Genomic DNA, 21838 nt, shown 5'->3' on the forward strand with positions numbered 1-21838 from the left:
GCAGATGCGGGGCATCCGCGGCGAAAAATGGCTTTGTGGTGCTTCGCATCTGCGGACGGTGTCTCGATTTCTGCGATAGCTCTCCCGCCTGCTACTGCCTAGTTGCACCGATACCGGTGCCTTTAAGGTGAATGGGTCGGCTGAGTGGCGGATTAGGAAGCGATATTTCGCGTACCGGCGAAGTCTCGGTTGCTGTTGGTGAGGGAGCCTGGGTCGAGCTTAGGCTTGGCGGTCTCACCCGTAGCGTTATAGCCTGATCGTAGGTGTCGACAGCGAAACGGTAGTCCTCGAAGGGACTCGCCGCTGCTGGCGTTCTGAGGTCAAGTCACGCCTTCGGGCCGACGTGCCGGTCGAGGGCGGCCACTGCCTCCCGGCGCGCCACCGACAGGGAGTTGCGGCGGTTCATCCGCCAGGCGATGCCGAGCCGGTCGAGCGCCTGCTGACAGAGGCCCATGATGTCGGCGGACTCGTTGGCGAACATGTAGCGCGGATAGACGTAGCGCTTGCCGCGCACGACCACCTGATTGGCGAAACGGCAGCCGTCGGAGTGGAACAGGCCGCGCAGGAAGTCGCCCGGATGGGCCTCGACGATGGGTCGCTGCCAGTCGGTCAGGACGATCGGCCGCTCGTGCTTCTTGCCGGGCCCGTGCTGCGGTAGTAGGCACGGCCAGTGCTTGCCGTAGCTCTGCACATTGACGCAGCCCGGTTTGGAGACCCGCTGCACCTTTTCGGCCAGCACCGCTCGCATGGCGTCGTCGCACGCTTCGATCAGGCCCGGCCAGCAGTCGCTGCAGGCGATCCGGAGTACCGGCACCCGGGCCTTGGTGACGAGGTGCCCGTCGCCGAGGTAGAGGCCGAGGAGATAGGCGTAGGCCGCCGGGTCTGCCGGAGCGTGCATGTCGTCACGACAGCGGAAGCATCGCAGTGCGGTGCCCTGCTGCTTCGGCACCGGCCGATCCTTGCACCAGTGGCGGACCGTCGGATAGGAGAGCCCCACGGTCCGCGCCACCTCGGCGACGGTGGCGCCGTCGAGGTAGAGACGCCGCGCCCGGGCGCGCAGTTCGGGTGGATGCACAGCCCTATGGTCGAACGCCTGTATGACATTTCTGGTGCCCTCGGTGGGATTCGAACCCACACTGTATGGAGTTTGAATCCATTGCCTGCTGCCAGTTGGGCTACGAGGGCGCTCCGTGATTCGGCCTCGACAGCCTACCCGCTAGGCTGAGGGCGGCGACACCCGGCAGGGCGGGTGTCGGGCTCGAACCGGTGGGAGTGGCTCGTGGGCGAGATGCAGGCGGACGCCGAGCGCAAGCGCGTTCTGATCGCCGAGGACGAGGCGCTCATCCGGCTGGACCTGGCCGAGATGCTTGTCGAAGAGGGCTACGAGGTGGTCGGCGAGGCCGGTGACGGCGAGACCGCCGTCAAGCTCGCCGAGGAGCTCAAGCCGGATCTGGTCATCCTCGACATCAAGATGCCGATCATGGACGGGCTGGCCGCCGCCGAGCGGATCGCCGGCGCGCGCATCGCCCCGGTGATCATCCTGACCGCGTTCAGCCAGCGTGACCTGGTGGAGCGGGCGCGGGCGGCCGGCGCGATGGCGTACCTGGTCAAGCCGTTCCAGAAGAGCGACCTGGTGCCGGCGGTGGAGATCGCGCTGTCCCGCTACTCCGAGATCGCCGCGCTGGAGTCGGAGGTCGCCGGTCTCACCGACCGGCTGGAGATCCGCAAGACCGTCGAGCGCGCCAAGGGTGCGCTGATGACCACGTACGGGATGACCGAGCCGCAGGCGTTCAAGTGGATCCAGCGCACCGCGATGGACCACCGGATGACCATGAAGGAGGTCGCCGAGCGGATCCTCGCGGAGACCACCGGCGGCGAGGTGGAGCAGCCCGCGTCCTGACCTCCCGCGGAGGCGTCCGATCGATAGGATCGGATCCATGCCTTCCGCGCGCGCCCGGCCGGTCCTCGTCGCCGTCGTCGCCGCGCTGCTCCCGGTAGCCTGCCACGCGACGCCGCGACCGCTGCCCGAGCCCGCCCCGGTACGCCCGCAGTGGCAGCCCGTCGATCTGGCCCTTCCCGCCGGCGCCACCGGACGTCCGGTGCTGCGCGACGTCGCGCGGTGCGCCGGCCGGTGGTACGTGGTGGGCGGGCTGGTCGATCCGGCGGGGGAGACCCGCCCGGCTGCGTGGTCCTCATCGGACGGCGTGACCTGGTCGCCGATTCCGGTGCGCGCGCAGACGTTCTACGGCCGCCAGCACGTGCTCTACGCGGTGGCGTGCCGCGACGACGGGATGGCGGCGCTGGGCGCGAAGACCGGTGGCGTGCACGGCAATCCGCGTACCGGAACGTGGGTGTGGCGTCCGGGTGGGCCGTTGCGGGAGATTCCGGCGGCGTTCGAGTTGTTCGGCGGCCCGCGCGCGGTGAGCGCGTCGCGGCTGGCGGCGGGTCCGGCCGGCTGGCTGGTCGCCGGGGCGCGCGCGGACGGTGCGGCGGTGTGGTCGTCGCCGGACGCGGAGGGGTTCGTCCTGCGCGAGGGGGTCGCGGAGCTGGCCGGCGACGGCCGGGGCCGGACGGCGGCGTACGACGTGGCGGCTGTGGGGCCGGGCTGGCTGGTGGTGGGGTCGTTGCTGCCGCCCGGCGGTACGTCCCGGACGCCGCTTTCGTGGTTCTCGGCCGACGGCCGGGTGTGGCGGCGGGTGGCTCTGCCGATGCCGGCGGGTACCTCCGGGGCGGCGGAGCGGGTGGTGCCGGCCGACGGCGGGCCGGTGGCGGTCGGCCCGGTGGGTGACCGCTTCGCCGTGTGGCGCGGGTGCGACGACTGCGGCTCGCCGTCCGCCGGTTCGGCGGGTGCGGCGCAGGGGTGGCGGCGGGTCGGCGGGTTCGGCTCGGCGGGCCCCGGGGTGTCGTCGGTGGACGCGCTCGCGGCGTCCGGTGGGCGGCTCGTCGCGGTGACCGGGGACGGGGGTCAGCGACGGCTCTGGATGTCGCGTGACGGCGGTGCGTCGTGGCTTCCGGTGATCACGCCGGTGCCGGTGCCGGACGGGGGCGACGCGGCGCTGACGGTGGCCGTCCGCGACGACGGGCTGCTCGTGGTCGCCGACGACGGAAAAACATCCCGTGCCTGGTGGGGGGCGTTGTCCGCCGTCGATCGGTAGCGGGTGGGGAGGGCCTGGCCCGTTACCGAGGAATAGTCGGTGAAAGCCTTTGCCCGCCTTCGCTTCTTACGCCGATGGGCTTGAATCCGCCACGGCGTGTAACGGTTCGGTCAACCCCGCTTTCCAGGTCTTACGCCACCGCTCGCGGTGGGATAACGTCCCGGCCCAGACCGGCGACGACGGTCTTGGTTCGTCCACCCCGCAAGGGCCAATCAGCGGCGGGTGGTTCGGATCATGGACGGAGGAGGGTTCGGGCCTTGAGGCAGAAGCTCGCACGCGTGATCGGCGGGGTCGCCATGCTGGCGCTCGTCGCCGGTGGCACCGCTTGTTCCAGCGGCAGCGACGATGAGGGTTCCGGGGGCAGCGCCTGCGGGAGCAAGATCGCTTTCTTCGGCGCGCTGACCGGTAGCTCGGCCGCGCTGGGCATCAACGAGAAGAACGGCGTCAAGCTGGCCGTCGACAAGTACAACAAGGAGAACCCGGACTGCAAGGTCGAGCTCGCCGAGCTCGACTCGCAGGGCAGCCCGGACCAGGCGCCGGGTCTGGCCCAGAAGGCGATCGACGACACCAAGATCCTGGGTGTCGTGGGTCCGGCCTACTCGGGTGAGTCCGAGGCCGCCGGCCCGCTGTTCAACGAGGCCGGCCTGGTCACCATCACCCCCTCCGCGACCAACCCGACCCTGGCCACCAAGGGCTGGAAGACGTTCTTCCGTGCGGTCGGCAACGACCTGAGCCAGGGCCCCGCCGCCGGCGTCTACATGAAGAACGTGCTCAAGGCCGACCGGGTCTACGTCATCGACGACCAGTCCGCCTACGGTGCCGGCCTGGCCGACGAGGTCAAGAAGGTGCTCGGCCCCGCGGTCGTGGGCAGCGACAAGGTCCAGGGCGAGGGCAAGCAGGTCGAGTTCTCCGGTGTGGTCACCAAGGTCAAGGCCGCCAACGTGAAGGCGGTCTTCTACGGCGGCTACTACCAGGAGGCCGGCCTGATCCGTAAGCAGCTCACCGCTGCCGGCGTCACCGCTCCGCTGGTCGCCGGTGACGGCGTGAACGACGGCGCCTACATCACCTCCGCCGGCCAGGCGGCTGCCGAGGGCACCATCCTCACCTGCCCCTGCCAGCCGTCCACCGAGGCGCGCGGCACCTTCGCCGCCGACTTCAAGGCGCTCAACGGCACCGAGCCGGGCACCTACAGCGACACCGCGTTCGACGCGGCGAACATCCTGCTGGCGGGCATCAAGGCCGGCAAGACCAGCCGTGCCGACCTGCTGGAGTTCGTCAAGGGCTACAGCGGCGAGGGCGTGGCGTCCACCTACAAGTTCGTCGAGGGCGGCGAGCTCGACCCGGCGCAGGTCAAGGTCTGGGCGTTCAAGGTGCAGGGCGGCAAGGTCGTCCCGGACCAGGAGATCCCCAAGTCCTGATCGGTCGATCGCTGGGCTGGCGATTGAGTTGTGATCGCGGGTGCGGCCGGGAGCTGGCTCCCGGCCGCACCCTCTTTTTCTCTTGAGCGACGGAGCGTCCCTCCCTTGGACTTCGACGGATTGTTCTCCAACTTCGGGGAACTCACCACGACCGGCTTGACGCAGGGCGCCATCTACGCCCTGGTCGCGCTCGGCTACACGCTTGTCTACGGCGTGCTCAGGCTTATCAACTTCGCCCACTCCGAGGTCTTCATCGCCGGCGCCTTCGCCGCGATCTGGACCTGGAACGGCTTCGGACTCGACCAGAACTCGCAGGTAAGCGGTATCGGCTCGATCCTGTTCTACCTGCTGGTGGCGATGATCGTGGCGGCCATCGCCTCGGCGGGCACGGCGACTGTGATCGAACGGGTGGCGTACCGGCCGCTGCGGAAGCGCAACGCGCCGCCGCTGGCGTTCCTCATCACCGCGATCGGCGCCTCGATCGCCATCTCCGAGGCGTTCGGCGTCTACACCCGGCGTCTGCCGGAGGGCGCGCCCCGGCTGGTCAGCTCGGAGCCGCTGTTCCACATCGCCGGCGTGCCGATCGACGCGGTGCAGCTGCTCACGATCGGGTCCGCGCTGGTGATGATGTTCGCGCTGGACCAGTTCATCAACCGCAGCCGTACCGGCCGTGGCATCCGCGCGGTCGCCCAGGACGCCAACACGGCGGCCCTGATGGGCGTCAACAAGGACCGCATCATCCTGATGGTCTTCATCGCCGGTGGCACCATGGCCGGTGTCGCGGGCCTGCTCTACGACGTGCGGATCCAGACGCTGACCTACAGCGTCGGCTTCCTGCTGGGCCTCAAGGCGTTCACCGCGGCGGTGCTCGGTGGTATCGGCAACCTGCGCGGCGCGTTGGTCGGCGGCTTGCTGCTCGGCGTCGTGGAGAACTACGCCTCGGGCCTGTTCGGTAGTCAGTGGAAGGACTTCGCCGCGTTCGCGGTGCTGGTCGTGCTGCTGATGTTCCGGCCGACCGGTCTGCTGGGCGAATCACTGGGGAGGGCACGCGCATGACGACCACCATCGACCCGCCGGAGCGGCGGGAGACGGCGGCGGACAAGCTGCGGCAGGGTCGGCACGCGATCTCGGAGCGCTGGCATCACGCACCGCGCTGGGTGCGCTGGGTGCTGCTGGCCGCGGTCATCGTGTTCTTCTACGCGCTGCCGAACAAGGAGTTCTACCAGTACCTCGGGCCGATCCCGACGCCCGGGGCGAACTTCACCCAGGTGCTGTTCACGGTCTCGATCTACGTGCTGCTGGCGGTCGGGCTCAACATCGTGGTCGGCTTCGCCGGCCTGCTCGACCTCGGCTACTTCGGCTTCTTCGCCGTCGGCGCGTACACGGTCGCGGTGCTGACCTCGCCGAGCAGCAACCTCAAGACGCTGTGGCCGTGGCTGCTGGTGGTGCCGATCGCGATCGGCCTGACCATGGTCTCGGGCGTCATGCTGGGTACGCCGACGCTGCGCCTGCGCGGTGACTACCTGGCGCTGGTGACGCTCGGCTTCGCCGAGATGATCCGGATCGCAGCGGTCAGTTCCGAGTTCCTGAGGGGACAGCGGGGCTTCAGCGAGATCCCGCACCCGCCCGGCCAGTACGCCGACGGCCGGCCGTGGTTCGGCGTGCTCGACGCCCGCCCGTACTACTGGCTGGTGCTCACGCTGATCATCCTGGTGGTGATCGGGGTGCGGAACCTGACCCACAGCCGGGTCGGCCGGGCCTGGATCTCGATCCGCGAGGACGAGGACGCGGCCCAGCTGATGGGTGTGCCGACGTTCAAGTTCAAGCTGTGGGCGTTCGCCTCCGGCGCGGCCATCGCCGGCCTGGCCGGCGCGTTGTTCGCCGGTAAGCAGAACTTCGTCAACTCGCAGAACTTCGAGTTGCTCAACTCGATCATCATCCTGGCCGCTGTCATCTTCGGCGGCTCGGGCAACATCGTCGGTGCGATCGTCGGCGGTGGCCTGGTGGCGTACATGATCGAGCGGTTCCGTGGCATCGAGCTGTTCGGCATCGAGCTGTACGAGTACCGGTTCCTCTTCTTCGGCCTGGTGCTCGTGGTGATGATGATCTTCCGGCCGCAGGGCCTGATCCCGAACCGGCGACGAGCGGCGGAGTTCAAGGACCGCCGCAAGGAGGTGATCGTCGGTGAGTGACACCGAGCAGACCCCGGCCGTTCCGGCCCAGGCGGCGGCCCCCGCCGTCGAGACGGTCAACGAGCGGGAGCCGTTGCTGGAGGTCGACCACGTCACGCTGCGCTTCGGCGGTGTGGTGGCCCTCAACGACGTGGACTTCACCCTCTACAAGGGTGAGATCCTCGGTCTCATCGGCCCGAACGGCGCCGGCAAGACCACCTGCTTCAACGCGATGACCGGCATCTACCAGCCCACCGAGGGGCAGATCCGGTTCCTGGGCCAGAAGATCAGTGGCAAGAAGCGCCACCAGATCACCCGCATGGGCATGGCCCGTACGTTCCAGAACATCCGTCTCTTCCCGGAGATGACCGCGCTGGAGAACGTCCAGGTCGGCGCGGACGCGCACCACAAGACCAGCGTGATCTCCGCCCTGCTGCGCCTGCCGCGGCACTGGAAGGAGGAGCGCGAGGGCCGGGAGAAGGCCGAGCGCCTGCTGGAGTTCGTCGGCATCCGCAACCGGATGCACGAGTTCGCCCGCAACCTGTCCTACGGCGAGCAGCGCCGGCTGGAGATCGCCCGCGCGCTGGCCACCGACCCGAAGCTGCTCTGCCTGGACGAGCCGGCCGCCGGCTTCAACCCGGCGGAGAAGGAGGAGCTGCTGCAGCTCATCCGGCAGATCCGGGATCAGGGCGTGACGGTGCTGCTGATCGAGCACGACATGCGCCTGGTGATGGGCGTGACCGACCGGATCGTGGTCCTGGAGTTCGGAAAGAAGATCGCCGAAGGGCTGCCCGCCGAGGTGCGGGACAACCCGAAGGTGGTCGCGGCGTACCTGGGGGTGCCGGACGATGCTGCTTGAGATCGAGGACGTGAGCCTGCTCTACGGGCGGATCCAGGCGCTGCACGGCATCAGCCTGACCGTGGACGAAGGGGAGATCGTCGCGCTGATCGGCGCGAACGGCGCCGGCAAGTCCACCACCATGCGGGCGATCTCCGGCATCCGGCCGGTCGCCTCCGGCCGGATCAAGTTCGCCGGTGAGGACATCACCAAGCTCCGGGCCGACCTGCGGGTGCGGCGCGGGCTGTGCCAGGCGCCCGAGGGCCGGGGCATCTTCCCCGGCATGTCGGTGCTGGAGAACCTGGACATGGGCGCGTACACCCGGCGCGACAAGGCCGGCATCGCGCAGGACCTGGCCCGGGTGCTGGAGCTGTTCCCGCGGCTGGCCGAGCGGCGCAAGCAGCCCGGCGGCACGCTCTCCGGCGGTGAGCAGCAGATGCTCGCGGTCGGCCGGGCGCTGATGAGCCGGCCGAAGCTGCTGCTGCTCGACGAGCCGTCGATGGGTCTCGCGCCGATGCTGATCCAGCAGATCTTCACGATCATCACGGAGATCAACCAGCAGGGCACCACAATCCTGCTGGTGGAGCAGAACGCCCAGCAGGCGCTGGCGCGGGCCCACCGGGCGTACGTGCTGGAGACCGGCCGGATCGTCAAGAGCGGTTCCGGCGCGGACCTGCTGCACGACCCCTCGGTCAAAGAGGCCTACCTCGGCGTGGCCTGACCGACCCCTCGCAAAAGGAGTACAGCCATGTTCCACCCCAACCCCGGACGGCGGGCGGCGCTCGGCGTCGCCGGTGCGGCCGTCCTGCTGCTCTCTCTCGCCGCGTGCGGCGAGAAGGAGAACTCGGCCGAGCCGGGCTCCGGCCCGTCGGTGTCCGCCACGGCCGACTCCACCCTGGCCGCGAAGGTGCCGGACGCCATCAAGGCCGACGGCGTGATCAAGGTCGGCACCGACTCGACCTACGCCCCGGCCGAGTTCCTCGACGCCGACGGCAAGACCGTGGTCGGCTTCGACGTGGAGCTGTTCAACGCGGTGGCGCAGAAGCTGGGTCTCAAGGCCGAGTACGAGTCGGCGCCGTTCGACGCGATCCTGCCCGGCGTGGGTTCGGGCAAGTACGAGGTCGGCGTCTCGTCGTTCACCATCAACCCCGACCGTCTCAAGACCGTCAACATGGTGAGCTACTACTCGGCGGGCACCCAGTGGGCGACCAAGAAGGGCAACCCGGCCGGGGTCGACCCGGAGAACGCCTGCGGCAAGAAGATCGCCGTGCAGGTCGGTACGGTCCAGCTCGACGACATCACCGCCCGGTCGAAGAAGTGCACCGACGCCGGCAAGCCGGCCATCAAGATCGACCAGTACCAGGCGCAGAGCGACGCCACCGCCGCCGTGGGCAGCGGCAAGAACGACGCCATGCTGGCCGACTCCCCGGTCGGCGCGTACGCGGTGAAGCAGAGCAACGGCCAGCTGGAGGTGCTCGGCGACATCTACGAGTCGGCGCCGTACGGCTACGCGGTGAACAAGGACCAGCAGGCGTTCGCCGAGGTGCTCAAGGAGGCCGTGCAGGCGGTCATCGCCGACGGCAGCTACAAGGCCGCGCTCGCCAAGTGGGGTGTCGAGGGCGGCGCCATCACCAACGCTGAACTGAACCCGTCGGTCTGACCATGTCGGTCGACACATCCGGACGGGCACGGCCAGAACCGATCAAGGCCGTGCCCGTGCGGCACCCCGGGCGCTGGGTCGGCGTGGCGGTCATCGCCGTGCTGGTCGCGATGTTCGTGCACATGCTGGTCACGAACTCCGCGTTCCAGTGGTCGTTCATGGTGGACGAGATGTTCCGCCCGCCGATCATCGAAGGGCTGCGCGGCACCATCCTGCTGCTGATCACGTCGATGGTGATCGGCATCGGCCTGGGCATCGTCATCGCGATCATGCGGCTGTCGCCCAACCCGGTGCTGCGTGGCGTGGCCTGGGTGTACACCTGGTTCTTCCGGGCGGTGCCCCGGCTGGTGCTGGCGATCCTCTTCGGCAACCTCGGCATCCTCTGGTCGCGGCTGGAGTTCGGCCTGCCGTTCGACCGGCAGATCGGCGCCCTGTTCGGGCTGCACGACTTCGAGGCCCGGCTGTTCGGGTTCAGCGCGGTGGACATCCTCACCGGCTTCGTCGCCGGCATGCTGGCGCTGGGCCTGTCCGAGGCCGCGTACATGGCCGAGATCGTCCGGGCTGGCATCCAGTCGGTTGACGAGGGGCAGACCGAGGCGGCTCAGGCGCTGGGCATGAGCCGGGCGCAGATCCTGCGGCGGATCGTGTTGCCACAGGCGATGCGGGTGATCATCCCGCCGACCGGCAACGAGACCATCGCGATGCTCAAGGACACCTCCCTGGTGGCCTTCGTGCCGGTGTCGATGGAGCTGTTCTTCCAGCTCAAGGCCGTCGGTTCCCGGACCTTCCAGCCCTTCCCGATGTACGTCGCCGCAACCCTGTGGTACCTGCTGCTGACCAGCGTCCTGTTGGTGGGGCAGTACTACCTGGAGCGGCACTACTCCAAGGGGTTCGGACGCAGCGGGCGGGCTCGGCAGCGGCTACGAGGGCTCGCCGCGGAGAGCGGCAGCACCACGAGTGGGACGGCGCAATGACGGATATGACCGCTTCCCCGCAGACGCCGACCGCCGAGCCCGGGCTGATGGTGCGGGCCGAGCAGGTGCACAAGTCGTTCGGGCCGCTGGAGGTGCTCAAGGGCATCGACCTGGAGGTCCGCTCCGGCGAGGTGTGCTGCCTGCTCGGGCCCTCCGGCTCCGGCAAGTCGACGTTCCTGCGCTGCATCAACCACCTGGAGAAGATCGACGCCGGCCGGATCTGGGTGGACGGCGACCTGATCGGCTACCGGGAGCGCGGCGGCAAGCTGTACGAGATGCGGGACAAGGACGTCGCCGCGCAGCGCCGTGCCATCGGCATGGTGTTCCAGCGGTTCAACCTGTTCCCGCACATGACGGTGCTCCAGAACGTCATGGAGGCGCCGGTGCTGCTGCGCCAGGCCAAGAAGGCGCAGGCCCGCGAGCACGCCGCGCAGTTGCTGGACCGGGTGGGCCTGGGCGACAAGCTCGGCGCGTACCCCGGTCAGCTCTCCGGCGGCCAGCAGCAGCGGGTGGCGATCGCCCGGGCGCTGGCCATGCGGCCGAAGCTGATGCTGTTCGACGAGCCGACCAGCGCGCTCGACCCGGAGCTGGTGGGCGAGGTGCTGGACACGATGAAGGACCTGGCCCGCGACGGCATGACGATGATCGTGGTGACCCACGAGATCGGCTTCGCCCGCGAGGTGGGCGACCACCTCGTGTTCATGGACGGCGGCGTCGTGGTCGAGCAGGGCGACCCGCGCGAGGTGATCTCGGCGCCGAAGCACGAGCGGACCAAGGCGTTCCTGGCCAAGGTTCTCTGACCTCGGCCTCCGGTGCGGCGCGCGCCGCACCGGAGGCCGGAGTTGTCGGGCGTACGGACTAGAGTCGCAGCCGTGACAGCTACGACGCCGCGCCTGCTCCTCGTCGACGGACACTCCCTGGCATACCGGGCGTTCTTCGCCCTGCCTGTGGAGAACTTCTCCACCACCACGGGGCAGCCGACCAACGCCGTCTACGGCTTCACCTCGATGCTGATCAACGTGCTGCGCGACGAGCAGCCGACGCACATCGTCGTGGCGTTCGACGTCTCCCGCCGCTCCTTCCGCACCGACAGGTACGCGGAGTACAAGGCCGGCCGCAGCGAGACCCCGACCGACTTCAAGGGCCAGGTCAGCCTGGTCAAGGAGGTCCTCGCCGCGCTGCGCGTGCCGGTGGTCGAGAAGGAGGGCTACGAGGCCGACGACGTCATCGCCACGCTCGCCTGCCAGGCCCGCGACCAGGGCATGGACGTGCTGATCACCACCGGCGACCGGGACGCGTTCCAGCTCGTCGGCGAGCGGGTGACGGTGCTCTACCCGCGCAAGGGCGTCTCCGACCTGGCCCGGATGGACCCGGCCGCGGTCGAGGCGAAGTACGGCGTCACCCCGGACCGCTACCGCGACCTGGCCGCGCTGGTCGGCGAGACCAGCGACAACCTGCCGGGCGTGCCCGGCGTCGGCCCGAAGACCGCCGCCAAGTGGATCAACCTGTACGGCGGCGTCGAGGGCGTGGTGGCCCGCGCCGACGAGATCAAGGGCAAGGCCGGCGACAGCCTGCGCGAGCGGCTGGCCGACGTGATCCGCAACTACGAGATCAACTGCCTGGTCTCCGACCTGGATCTGCCGGTCCGCCCCGAGGACGCCCGCTGGCAGGGCTGGGACCGCGAAGCGGTGCACCAGGTCTTCGACACGCTCCAGTTCCGCATCCTGCGTGACCGGCTCTACCAATACCTGGAAGCGGTCGAGCCGGAGGCCGAGGCGGGCTTCGATCTCGCAGGCGAGGTGCTCACCGAGCCGGGCGCGCTCGCGGGCTGGCTCGGCACGCACGCCCCGGCGGGCGCACCGGTCGGCCTGGCGGTCACGCTCGACACCGGCCCCAACCGCCGGCACACCGCCACGGTCACCGCGATGGCGCTGGCCACCGCCGCCGGCGCGGGCGCCTGGTTCGACCCGAGCCGGCTGGACGCCGACGACGAGGCCGCGCTGGCCGGTTGGCTGGCCGACGCGGAGCGCCCGAAGGTGCTGCACGACAGCAAGCCGGCGGTGCTGGCGTTCGCCGCGCACGGCTGGGAGCTGCACGGCATCGCCCGCGACACGCAGATCGCCGCCTACCTGGCCCGCCCCGACCAGCGCTCCTACGACCTGACCGACCTGGCGCTGCGCTACCTGCACCGGGAGCTGCGCGTCGACGCGCCGGAGACCGGTCAGCTCACTCTCGACGGGCTCGGCGACGAGGGCGTGGCCGAGCAGAACCTCATGCTCCAGGCCCGCGCCACGCTCGACCTGGCCGACGCGATCGACGCCGAGCTGTCCCGCGACGGCGAGCAGTCGGCCCGGCTGATGGCCGGCGTGGAGCTGCCGCTGATGCGGGTGCTCGCCACCATGGAGCGCACCGGCATCGCCGCCGACACCGACTACCTCTCCGAGCTGGAGGCGCACTTCGCCGCCGAGGTGAAGGCCGCCGCCCAGGGCGCGTACGAGGTGGTCGGCCGGGAGTTCAACCTCGGGTCGCCGAAGCAGTTGCAGGAGATCCTCTTCACCGAGCTGGGCCTGCCCAAGACCAAGCGGATCAAGACCGGCTACACCACCGACGCCGACGCACTCCAGTGGCTGTTCGCGCAGACCGAGCACCCGCTTCTGCACCACCTGCTGCGGCACCGTGACGTCGCGAAGCTCAAGTCGACTGTCGACGGGCTGCTCAAGTCCGTCTCCGACGACGGCCGCATCCACACCACGTTCAACCAGACCGTGGCGGCGACCGGGCGGCTGTCCTCCACCGAGCCGAACCTGCAGAACATCCCGATCCGCACCGAGGAGGGGCGGCGGATCCGGCGCGCGTTCGTGGTCGGCGAGGGCTACGAGTGCCTGCTCACCGCCGACTACAGCCAGATCGAGATGCGGATCATGGCGCATCTGTCCTCGGACGACGCGCTGATCGAGGCGTTCAACTCCGGGCACGACTTCCACGCCGCCACCGCGTCCTCGGTCTTCACTGTCGAGGTCGGCGACGTGACCGCCGACCAGCGCCGCAAGATCAAGGCCATGAACTACGGCCTGGCGTACGGGCTCAGCGCGTTCGGCCTGTCCCAGCAGCTCGGCATCAGCGCCGAGGAGGCGCGCGGGCTGATGGAGAACTACTTCGCCGGGTTCGGCGGGGTCCGCGACTACCTCCAGGAGGTGGTGGCCCGCGCCCGCCAGGACGGCTACACCTCCACCATCCTGGGCCGCCGCCGCTACCTGCCCGACCTGGTCAGCGACAATCGGCAGCGCCGCGAGATGGCCGAGCGGATGGCGCTCAACGCCCCGATCCAGGGTTCGGCGGCCGACATCATCAAGGTCGCGATGCTGCACGTCGACAGCGCGCTGCGCGACGCCGGGCTGCGGTCGCGGATGCTGCTGCAGGTGCACGACGAGCTGGTCTTCGAGGTCGCCCCGGGCGAGCGGGAGACGCTGGAGGCGCTGGTGCGCAAGCAGATGGGCGAGGCGTACCCGCTGTCGGTGCCGCTGGAGGTCTCGGTGGGCGACGGCCGCGACTGGAACAGCGCCGACCACTGACGCCACCGCCGCCCCACCCGCGCCGGCCACCGCCGCCCGCCCGCCCACTCACCCGCCCCGGCGTTGATCAAGGAGTTCAGAGGCCGAGCAGGACGGGCATCGCGTTGACCGCGCCGTGCACCACGAGCAGCGGCCACATCCGGCGGTACCGCGACCACAGGTAGCCGAGGAACAGCCCGGCAACCCCCTGGTTCACGATCACCGACGCCAGGTCGACGGCGGGCCGGCCGCTGCCCTGGATGGCCACGTGCCAGGCCGCCCACACCAGCGACGCGAGCACGATCGCCGGCCAGCGTCCCAGCAGCGACTCCCACCGGGTCTGCAGCCACCGCCGGTAGAAGACCTCCTCCAGCAGCGCGTTCACCGCGAAGGCCACCAGCAGCGTGACGGCCAGCTCGACCGGCGTGACGGTCCGCCCCCAGTCGCTCGCCGGCACGGCCAGCGGCGTCGCGTAACTGAGCACCAGCCACACCGCCACCGGCAGCGCCGGACCCCACCGGTGGGCGGCGTCCGCCGGGGCCGGGCCCGGCCGCCACCGCGGCGGCCACCGGCGCGCGACCAGGAACACCACGGTGGGCACGCCGAGCAGCAGCGCCAGCTTCAACACGGTGTACGCGGGTTCGCCGCCCAGCAGCGGCATGACGGCGGCGAACGCGATCCCGGCCAGCAGCAGCGGCACCGCCTCGCGGTAGGGCGCGACCGGGTCCGGCCACCTCGGGTCGGGTGCGGGCGGGATCAGCCGGATCAGCGCGATCCCGGCCAGCGCCGGTATCCACCGGCTCCACATCGGTACGGTGCCGTCGTGGTCGGCGCTGTACCGGATGCCGGTGTTCCCGGTCACCACCAGGAGGAGCGCCGCGACGGCGACGAGCCCGAGGCCCGCCACGAGGACCACCCGCCCGGCACGGGGATGACGGCCGGCGGTCGGGACGTCTGTCGTCATCGCCGGCACGGTACCAACGCGCGGCTAACGGACCGGGCGGCTCAGCCCTTGAGCGGGTCGTGACCCCAGTTCATCAGCGACCAGCGCCACCTGGTGTCCCGGACGTCGCCTGCGGGCCGCTGCGCCAGGTGGCGGTGGACGTACCCGATCACCTTGCGCATGTGCTTGTAGTCGGCGGCGGTGAGGTCGGCGCGCTTGCGGCGCAGCAGGTCGACGATGCGCCGGCCGGAGTCGTGGCCGACCGACTCGCCGCCCTGGGTGCCCTTCTTGTGCCAGCCGACGTGCTTGGACTCCTCGCTCTCCAGCCAGCGGGACAGCTCGCCCGGCTTCATGTTCACCGCGTCGGTGAACTCCCGGTACGTCTGCTGCGGGTCCTCAGCGCGACTCATGGCGAAGCACCTCCGGGCGGTGGGCCACGTCGCGGCCCGAGTCGTCGTTGGTGATCCGGTACTGCGGTTGCTCGGGCGAGGCGTTCACCGTGTGCCCGCGTACGTGGGTGCGCTCGGTCAGCTTCTCCTTGACGACGCCGTACGCCCGGCCGCTGTGGCTGGCCCAGGAGACGTGGTCGCCGGCGCGGAACTCGTTCTCGGCCATGCCGCCCGGTTACCCGCGGCGGGTACCGAGTAACGGCGTGGTCAGGGCCGGATCTCCGCGATCGGCAGCTTGATCGCGAAGGGATCGGACAGCTCGATCACCTCGCTGCTGTCGTCCACCAGCTCGTACTGCCGCTCGCCGCCGGGGCCGATCCGGTCACCGAGCCGGTACGCGTAGAGGTGCACCGGATCCTGCTCGATCCGCCAGTGGAACGGGATCCCCGCGGCGGCGTACTCGCCCGGCTTGGCGAACCGGTCGACCCGCCGGGTGCCGGGGGAGACGATCTCGACGGCCAGGACGACGTCCGCCGGTCGCAGGAGGGACCTGTCGCTCGGCAGCCCGGCGTGGTGGAGCAGGACGTCCGGTTGGCGGCTGGTGTTGGGGCTGAGCCCGACCCCGACGGCTTGGGACGCCCGCAGGTGAACCGGTGCGTGCGATCGAAGCCAGAGCCACAGCAGGCTGGAGATTGTCTGGTGGCCCAGGGTGGGGGAGGGTGTCGCCTGGATGACTCCGTCGACGAGTTCGACGCGGGGGGCGTCGTCCGGCAGGGTGAGCAGATCCTCCAGCGTGTAGTCCGCACGCTGCTGCCGCATCGGGTCCGGACACCAGGGGCCAGGTGACGCCGGGATGGGCTCGGCGCTCATGCGGCGAGCGTACCGCCGGGTGCCGGAGCCCGTGTCGCACCGGACGTGCGACGCGCTCAGTCCGCCGGCTTCTCCGCGACGAAGATCGCGGTGCCGGGGAACAGCCGCCCGCGCAGCGGGCTCCACTGCCCCCAGATCCCCTCGTGCCCGGCCGGCCACTCCGGCTCCACCAGGTCCAGCAGGCGGAACCCGGCGCCGACCAGCTCCCGGATCCGGTCGCCCAGGGTGCGGTGCTGCTCGACGTACGTGGCCACCCCGTGCTCGTCCTGCTCGACGTAGGGGGAGCGGTCGAAGTACGAGTGCACGGCGGTCAGCCCGCCCTCGCCCGGGTCGTCCAGGAAGATCCAGCGCATCGGGTGGGTGACCGAGAAGACCCATCGGCCGCCGGGGCGCAGCACCCGGGCCACCTCGCGCATCGCGGCCGCCGAGTCGTCCACGAACGGGATCGCGCCGAACGCGGTGCAGACGGTGTCGAACGCCGCGTCGGCGAACGGCAGGGCGAGCGCGTCGGCCTGCACCAGCGGCACGCGTACCCCGGTGCGCCCGGCGGCCTCGGCGGCGTGCCGCAACATGCCGGCGGACAGGTCCAGCGCGACCGGCCGGGCGCCCTGGGCGGCGAGCCAGCGGGCGGCGGCGGCCGCCCCGGCGCCGAGTTCGAGGATCCGCCGCCCGGCGACGTCGCCGAGCAGCCGGGCGTCGGCCTCGCGCAGCCCTTCCGGGCACCAGACGAAGTCGGCGTCGCCGAGGAACGCGCCGTGCTCGGCCTGGTACGTGTCGGCGTCGGTGTCCCACCATCCGCGGTTCGCGCGGCGGATCTCCCCGGCGTCGACCCGTCGGCGGGTCACCCTGTCGTCGTCCACGGGTTCACGCTAGGTCCGGCGGCCCGGACCCGGTGCGGTGGGGTGGTGGCTGGGGCGGATGTGACGGACGAGACAGCTGTGGCACCTTACCGCGCAAAATCTCCGCTTTCGCAGCGGATGAGTTCGCGCGGACCCGGGAGGGCTTGCACGCTGTGGTAATGCAGCGGGTAGGCTAGACGATGCGCTCGCGGATCGTGTGCCTCGGCAGGGAGCAGGTGCGCGGTCACCGGAGCCACTAATGATCTTCTCGCGTCGATCGTTCGGTGTGCCCGGCGACGGATCCGTTGGCGCGGCAGAGTCACCGCGACACCCATGCCCGCTGTGACAACCCATCCGACCGGAGCAACCGCCCACATGACGAGCAGCATCGAGGCCACCTCGAGCGCCAACAAGGTCACCCACGACGACCTCGGCTCTGAGGAAGCTTTCCTCGCCGCGATCGACGAGACCATCAAGTACTTCAACGACGGCGACATTGTCGAAGGCACCGTCGTCAAGGTCGATCGGGACGAGGTCCTGCTCGACATCGGCTACAAGACCGAGGGTGTCATCCCCTCTCGGGAGTTGTCGATCAAGCACGACGTGGACCCGGCCGAGGTCGTTTCGGTGGGTGACCACATCGAGGCCCTCGTCCTCCAGAAGGAGGACAAGGAGGGTCGGCTGATCCTCTCCAAGAAGCGGGCGCAGTACGAGCGGGCCTGGGGCACGATCGAGAAGATCAAGGACGAGGACGGCGTCGTCCGCGGTTCGGTCATCGAGGTCGTCAAGGGTGGTCTCATCCTCGACATCGGCCTGCGTGGCTTCCTGCCCGCGTCGCTCGTCGAGATGCGGCGTGTGCGTGACCTGCAGCCGTACGTCGGCCGCGAGCTCGAAGCCAAGATCATCGAGCTGGACAAGAACCGCAACAACGTGGTCCTGTCCCGCCGTGCCTGGCTGGAGCAGACGCAGTCCGAGGTGCGCACCGAGTTCCTCAACAAGCTCCAGAAGGGGCAGGTCCGCAAGGGCGTCGTCTCCTCGATCGTCAACTTCGGCGCGTTCGTCGACCTGGGCGGCGTGGACGGCCTCGTGCACGTCTCCGAGCTGTCCTGGAAGCACATCGACCACCCGTCCGAGGTCGTCGAGGTGGGCCAGGAGGTCGAGGTTGAGGTCCTGGACGTCGACCTGGACCGCGAGCGGGTCTCGCTGTCGCTGAAGGCGACGCAGGAGGACCCGTGGCGTCAGTTCGCCCGCACCCACGCGATCCAGCAGATCGTGCCGGGTAAGGTCACCAAGCTGGTGCCGTTCGGTGCGTTCGTCCGCGTGGACGACGGCATCGAGGGCCTGGTCCACATCTCCGAGCTGGCCGAGCGCCACGTGGAGATCCCGGAGCAGGTCGTGCAGGTCGGCTCCGAGGTCATGGTCAAGGTCATCGACATCGACCTGGAGCGCCGCCGGATCTCGCTGTCGCTCAAGCAGGCCAACGAGGGCTTCGTCGAGGGCGAGGAGCACTTCGACCCGACCCTCTACGGCATGGCCGCGACGTACGACGACCAGGGCAACTACATCTACCCGGAGGGCTTCGACCCGGAGACGGGCGAGTGGCTCGAGGGCTACGACAAGCAGCGCGAGACCTGGGAGCAGCAGTACGCCGAGGCGCGTCAGCGCTGGGAGGCCCACACCAAGCAGGTGCAGACCTCCCGCGCCGCCGACGCCGAGGCCGCCGCCAACCCGGCTCCGGCCACCACCGGCACCACCACCTCGACCTCGGCCCCGAGCCGTCAGGCCGAGGAGCCGGCCGGCACGCTCGCGACCGACGAGGCGCTCGCCGCGCTGCGGGAGAAGCTCGCCGGCGGCAAGTGACCGGACGCTGACGCCTGTTCGTCCCACCGGACGAACCGGCGACTGCCTCTGACGACGGGCCCCGTCCCCGCGTTCCGCACCAGCGGAGCGCCGGGGGCGGGGCCCGCGTCGTACGCCGGGAGGGTTTGGCATGCGGACGGCAGATCCGGTTGACTGTCCGGGTGCTGAAGGTGGGGCTGACCGGCGGAATCGGATCGGGCAAGAGCGCGGTGGCGAGCCGGCTCGCCACGCTGGGCGCGGTGATCGTCGACTCGGACCGCATCGCCCGCGAGATCGTCGCGCCCGGCACCGACGGGCTGGCCGAGGTGGTCGCCGCCTTCTCCGAGAAGGTCCTGGACGCCGACGGGGCGCTGGACCGGGCCGCCCTCGGCGCGCTGGTCTTCGGCGACGAGGCGGCCCGCCGCACGCTCGAAGGGATCACCCACCCCCGGGTACGCGCGCGCAGCGCCGAGCTGGCCGCCGCCGCCCCCGCCGACGCGATCGTGGTGAACGACGTACCGCTGCTGGCCGAGGTGGGACTCGCGCCGACGTACCACCTGGTGGTCGTGGTGCAGACGGCCGTGCCGACCCGGATGGCCCGGCTGACCCGCGACCGGGGCATGGCCCCGGCGGAGGCCGAGCGGCGCATCGCCGCGCAGGCCGACGACGCCACCCGCCGTGCGATCGCCGACGTGCTCCTGACCAACGACGGCACGCTCACCGACCTGCACGCCGCCGTGGACGCCCTCTGGCGGGACCGCCTGTCGCCCTACGAGCGCAACGTCCGCGAACGCCGCGCCGTCCCGCCCGACCCGACGGCGCTCGCCGGACCGGACCCGACCTGGCCCGAGCAGTACGCCCGGCTGGCCGCCCGGATCCGCCACGCGGCCGGCGGTGAGATCCGGGTCGACCACGTCGGCTCCACCGCCGTGCCGGGACTCGCCGCGCCGGACGTGATCGACATCCAGGTGACTGTGTCCTCGCTGAACGAGGCGGACGGGCCGCTCGCGCAGCGGCTGGCCGAGGCGGGTTTCCCGCGGCTGCCGGGCGAGTGGTGGGACGCCCCGCGACAGCCGGAGCCGGTGCGCTGGGCCAAGCGGCTGCACGGCGGCGCGGACCCGGCGCGTCCGGTGCGCCTGCACCTGCGGGAGGCCGGTTCGCCCGGCTGGCGGTACGCGCTGCTGATGCGCGACCACCTGCGTGCCGACCCGGCGCGGCGGGCCGACTACCTCCAGGTGAAGCGGGAGTTGGCGGCCGCCGCGCCGGAGCACGCCGCCTGGGGCACGGTGACCGATCCCTGGTTCGACGAGGAGCACCTGCGCGCCGAGGAGTGGGCCGCGCAGACCGGCTGGCGGCCCTGACCGGGCCGTCCCGGCGGCGCCGGTTCAGCGGACCGCGGAGGCGGCGCCGGTTCAGCGCGACGTCGAGGCCGACGATCCGCCGCTGCCCGCCGCACGGCCCGGCGTGAGGTCCAGCCGGATCCACACGCCCGGCCCGGTCCGCAGTTCCATCCGGTGCGGCACACCGCCCCGGTCCAGCCACAGGCGTCTGCCGCCCGGCACCTCGAACACGTCGACCGTCCGGTCGCCCAGCCGGTCCTCCCGGACCCGGACGGTGTCACCGGCGGGCGCGCGCCGGGCCGCCCGCAGCGCCGCGTCGAACAGCCGGTCCAGGTCGTCGCCGGGCGGGCGCGCGGGGGCCGCGAGCAGCGCGGCCGGCACCGGTGCCGGGGGAGTGGCGGGCCCGTCGGGGGACCGCTGTACCTCGGCCACCCGTCCCGGCCGGACCCACCGGAGGGTACGCCTGCCGCTGCCCTCCTCGGTCACCGCGAGGTACGCCGACGGGCTCGTCCAGTCCACCGTGCCGGTGGCCCGCAGGTTCGCCGACGGGGCGAGCGGAGCGGCCACCGTCACCGCCGCGCCGCGCAGTGCCCGGAGCCGGGCGGGCAGCGCGGCCAGCCGGGCGATTTCGTCGTCGGTGAGCGCCCGGGGCTGCCCGGGCCGGCCGCCGAGGGCGTCCACCGGATGCAGTGTGGGCCGGTCGGCGCGGGTCAGGTCGACGGTGACGGGTGTGCCGTCGGCCAGCCGGCCGGTGAGCCGGTGCAGCCGGGCGTCGGCGTCCACCCACAGCGTCGGCCGCGGGTCACCAGGCGGTGCGAGGGGTGCCTGGAGCACGTCCACCGGGATGCCGCCGACCCGGTCGGCGCGTAGCCACCGGCCGTCCGCGGCGGGCCTGTCGACCCGGTCGGCGCCGAGCCCGATCAGCAGGTCGCGTACCGCGCCGAGGCCGTGCCCGCCGGCCGGGGACCGCATCCGCCACCGGTCCGCCGGCGGCACCAGCGGGGGCCGGGCCGGGGTGGGCAGCGCGCCGGGGTCTGGCCGCACCAGCAGCGCGGACGCGGTGGCCTGGACCAGGCCCCTGTCGTCGCCCGCGCCCGGGCCGCCGACGTCCAGATAGACCAGGGGGCGGGCCCAGTCGACCCAGCCGACCAGTTCGGTACGGGCGCCGCCGGTGCCGACCGTGACCCGGACGCCGGCGCGTACGTCGCGCAGGTTGGTGACCCGCAGCGCGGCCACCCGGTCGGCCTCGGCGGCGGTGAGCGGGCGTGCCGTCCCGGTGTCGTCGCCGCGGCCGGGTACCCAGGTCAGCAGCCCGGCGACGAGCGTCGCGGCGGAGAGCGCGGCGGCTGCCACGAGCGCGGCGAGCGCGATCCGGCGCCGGTCCGGCCCGTCCGGCGGGTCGTCGGCGCCGTCCAGTTCCGGGTCGCCGCCCGGCCGGGTGGTGAGTGTGGGACGGCGGCCGGCGAGCGGGTCGGCGCGGCGGCGCCGGCCGGCCACGGTGGCGGGCCGGGTCGGTGCGCCGGTGCGGCCGCGGCGGTGGCCGCGACCCGGTTCCCGGGGTACGGCCTGGTCGCCGTCGCCACGTGCGGAGAGCCGGTGCGGGCGGCTCACGGCGCGCTGGCGGCCCGGCTCGTCGGCGGGCGGGGGTGTGCCGGTGTCGGGCTCGCGTCGCGGCCGGCGGTCGGGAGAGGTCCCCACGAGTGGAGAACGCGAGAGCGGGGTTTCGGTGACGAGCAGGGGCGCTCGCGGCGGCCGGTCAGCGCTGCGCGCGACCACCGTCGGCGCGCACGCCGGTCGTCCCGGGTGCTGCGGCCCTGGCGCCGGGGGCGACCGGCCCGCGAGGGGCGATCA

At 71.4% G+C, this 21838-nt stretch carries 19 protein-coding genes, 1 tRNA gene and 1 pseudogene; 13 read left to right on the forward strand and 8 right to left on the reverse strand.

Annotated features, from left to right (window positions below; all coding sequences use genetic code 11):
• Window positions 1-325: 325 nt before the first annotated feature.
• A complete protein-coding gene (locus tag BFV98_RS28370) occupies window positions 326-1135 on the reverse strand; it encodes a helix-turn-helix domain-containing protein (RefSeq protein WP_255368276.1) in 810 nt (269 codons plus the stop codon).
• Window positions 1108-1185: transfer RNA gene (locus tag BFV98_RS28375), tRNA-Leu, on the reverse strand. The genes BFV98_RS28370 and BFV98_RS28375 overlap by 28 nt, the downstream gene beginning before the upstream one ends.
• Before the next feature lie 94 nt (window positions 1186-1279).
• Here BFV98_RS28375 and BFV98_RS28380 point away from each other — a divergent pair.
• The 11 genes from BFV98_RS28380 to polA all read left to right on the forward strand — a co-directional run bounded on the left by BFV98_RS28380 (window position 1280) and on the right by polA (window position 13788).
• Window positions 1280-1900, forward strand: a complete 621-nt coding sequence (locus BFV98_RS28380; RefSeq protein WP_030503803.1) for an ANTAR domain-containing response regulator — start codon at window positions 1280-1282, stop codon at window positions 1898-1900.
• Between the two features lie 37 nt (window positions 1901-1937).
• A complete protein-coding gene (locus tag BFV98_RS28385; RefSeq protein ID WP_071098375.1) occupies window positions 1938-3155 on the forward strand; it encodes a hypothetical protein in 1218 nt (405 codons plus the stop codon).
• A gap of 257 nt (window positions 3156-3412) precedes the next feature.
• Window positions 3413-4573, forward strand: a complete 1161-nt coding sequence (locus BFV98_RS28390; protein ID WP_013287520.1) for a branched-chain amino acid ABC transporter substrate-binding protein — start codon at window positions 3413-3415, stop codon at window positions 4571-4573.
• Window positions 4574-4678: 105 nt separating this feature from the next.
• Entirely contained in the window at window positions 4679-5629 is a 951-nt protein-coding gene (locus BFV98_RS28395; protein ID WP_013287519.1) for a branched-chain amino acid ABC transporter permease, read from the forward strand.
• Window positions 5626-6765 carry a branched-chain amino acid ABC transporter permease gene (locus BFV98_RS28400; protein WP_030274114.1) on the forward strand — a complete coding sequence of 380 codons (1140 nt, stop codon included), beginning with the start codon at window positions 5626-5628 and terminating at the stop codon, window positions 6763-6765. The genes BFV98_RS28395 and BFV98_RS28400 overlap by 4 nt, the downstream gene beginning before the upstream one ends.
• Window positions 6758-7603, forward strand: coding sequence for an ABC transporter ATP-binding protein (locus BFV98_RS28405; RefSeq protein WP_013287517.1), 846 nt, complete (start codon window positions 6758-6760; stop codon window positions 7601-7603). Before BFV98_RS28400 ends, BFV98_RS28405 begins: the two co-directional genes overlap by 8 nt.
• Entirely contained in the window at window positions 7593-8303 is a 711-nt protein-coding gene (locus BFV98_RS28410; RefSeq protein WP_013287516.1) for an ABC transporter ATP-binding protein, read from the forward strand. The genes BFV98_RS28405 and BFV98_RS28410 overlap by 11 nt, the downstream gene beginning before the upstream one ends.
• A gap of 27 nt (window positions 8304-8330) precedes the next feature.
• Window positions 8331-9242 (forward strand): ABC transporter substrate-binding protein, encoded by a 912-nt coding sequence (locus BFV98_RS28415; protein WP_030274117.1) that lies wholly within the window; start codon window positions 8331-8333, stop codon window positions 9240-9242.
• Between the two features lie 2 nt (window positions 9243-9244).
• A complete protein-coding gene (locus BFV98_RS28420) occupies window positions 9245-10216 on the forward strand; it encodes an amino acid ABC transporter permease (RefSeq protein ID WP_030274120.1) in 972 nt (323 codons plus the stop codon).
• Window positions 10217-10221: 5 nt separating this feature from the next.
• The gene (locus tag BFV98_RS28425; RefSeq protein WP_030274122.1) at window positions 10222-11016 is read left to right on the forward strand and encodes an ATP-binding cassette domain-containing protein; all 795 of its coding nucleotides are present in this window, start codon (window positions 10222-10224) and stop codon (window positions 11014-11016) included.
• Window positions 11017-11088: 72 nt separating this feature from the next.
• Window positions 11089-13788 carry a DNA polymerase I gene (gene polA, locus BFV98_RS28430; RefSeq protein WP_030274124.1) on the forward strand — a complete coding sequence of 900 codons (2700 nt, stop codon included), beginning with the start codon at window positions 11089-11091 and terminating at the stop codon, window positions 13786-13788.
• 76 nt (window positions 13789-13864) lie between these two features.
• Here the strand turns inward: polA and BFV98_RS28435 are convergent, their stop codons facing one another.
• The 5 genes and pseudogenes from BFV98_RS28435 to BFV98_RS28455 all read right to left on the reverse strand — a co-directional run bounded on the left by BFV98_RS28435 (window position 13865) and on the right by BFV98_RS28455 (window position 16829).
• The gene (locus tag BFV98_RS28435; protein WP_030274126.1) at window positions 13865-14731 is read right to left on the reverse strand and encodes a CPBP family intramembrane glutamic endopeptidase; all 867 of its coding nucleotides are present in this window, start codon (window positions 14729-14731) and stop codon (window positions 13865-13867) included.
• 44 nt (window positions 14732-14775) lie between these two features.
• A pseudogene (locus BFV98_RS28440) lies at window positions 14776-15120 on the reverse strand (DUF3140 domain-containing protein); the annotation flags it as partial.
• Window positions 15107-15325, reverse strand: coding sequence for a DUF2945 domain-containing protein (locus tag BFV98_RS28445; RefSeq protein ID WP_013287506.1), 219 nt, complete (start codon window positions 15323-15325; stop codon window positions 15107-15109). The gene BFV98_RS28445 and the pseudogene BFV98_RS28440, both read right to left, overlap by 14 nt.
• Window positions 15326-15366: 41 nt before the next feature.
• On the reverse strand, window positions 15367-15969 hold the full coding sequence (locus tag BFV98_RS28450; protein ID WP_255368277.1) for a Uma2 family endonuclease: 603 nt from the start codon (window positions 15967-15969) through the stop codon (window positions 15367-15369).
• Between the two features lie 56 nt (window positions 15970-16025).
• The gene (locus BFV98_RS28455) at window positions 16026-16829 is read right to left on the reverse strand and encodes a class I SAM-dependent methyltransferase (RefSeq protein WP_013287504.1); all 804 of its coding nucleotides are present in this window, start codon (window positions 16827-16829) and stop codon (window positions 16026-16028) included.
• Between the two features lie 312 nt (window positions 16830-17141).
• Between BFV98_RS28455 and rpsA the strand changes: the two genes are divergently transcribed.
• Both rpsA and coaE read left to right on the forward strand, forming a co-directional pair.
• Window positions 17142-18668: a 30S ribosomal protein S1 gene (rpsA, locus tag BFV98_RS28460; RefSeq protein ID WP_047893869.1), complete on the forward strand. Its 1527-nt coding sequence runs from the start codon at window positions 17142-17144 to the stop codon at window positions 18666-18668.
• A gap of 161 nt (window positions 18669-18829) precedes the next feature.
• Window positions 18830-20008 carry a dephospho-CoA kinase gene (coaE, locus tag BFV98_RS28465; RefSeq protein WP_071098379.1) on the forward strand — a complete coding sequence of 393 codons (1179 nt, stop codon included), beginning with the start codon at window positions 18830-18832 and terminating at the stop codon, window positions 20006-20008.
• Between the two features lie 51 nt (window positions 20009-20059).
• On the opposite strand, the gene BFV98_RS28470 is transcribed toward coaE, so the two are convergent.
• On the reverse strand, window positions 20060-21685 hold the full coding sequence (locus tag BFV98_RS28470) for a hypothetical protein (protein ID WP_255368278.1): 1626 nt from the start codon (window positions 21683-21685) through the stop codon (window positions 20060-20062).
• Window positions 21686-21838 lie beyond the last annotated feature (153 nt).

It is taken from the genome of Micromonospora sp. WMMB235 (assembly GCF_001855515.1).
GTDB lineage: Bacteria > Actinomycetota > Actinomycetes > Mycobacteriales > Micromonosporaceae > Micromonospora > Micromonospora aurantiaca.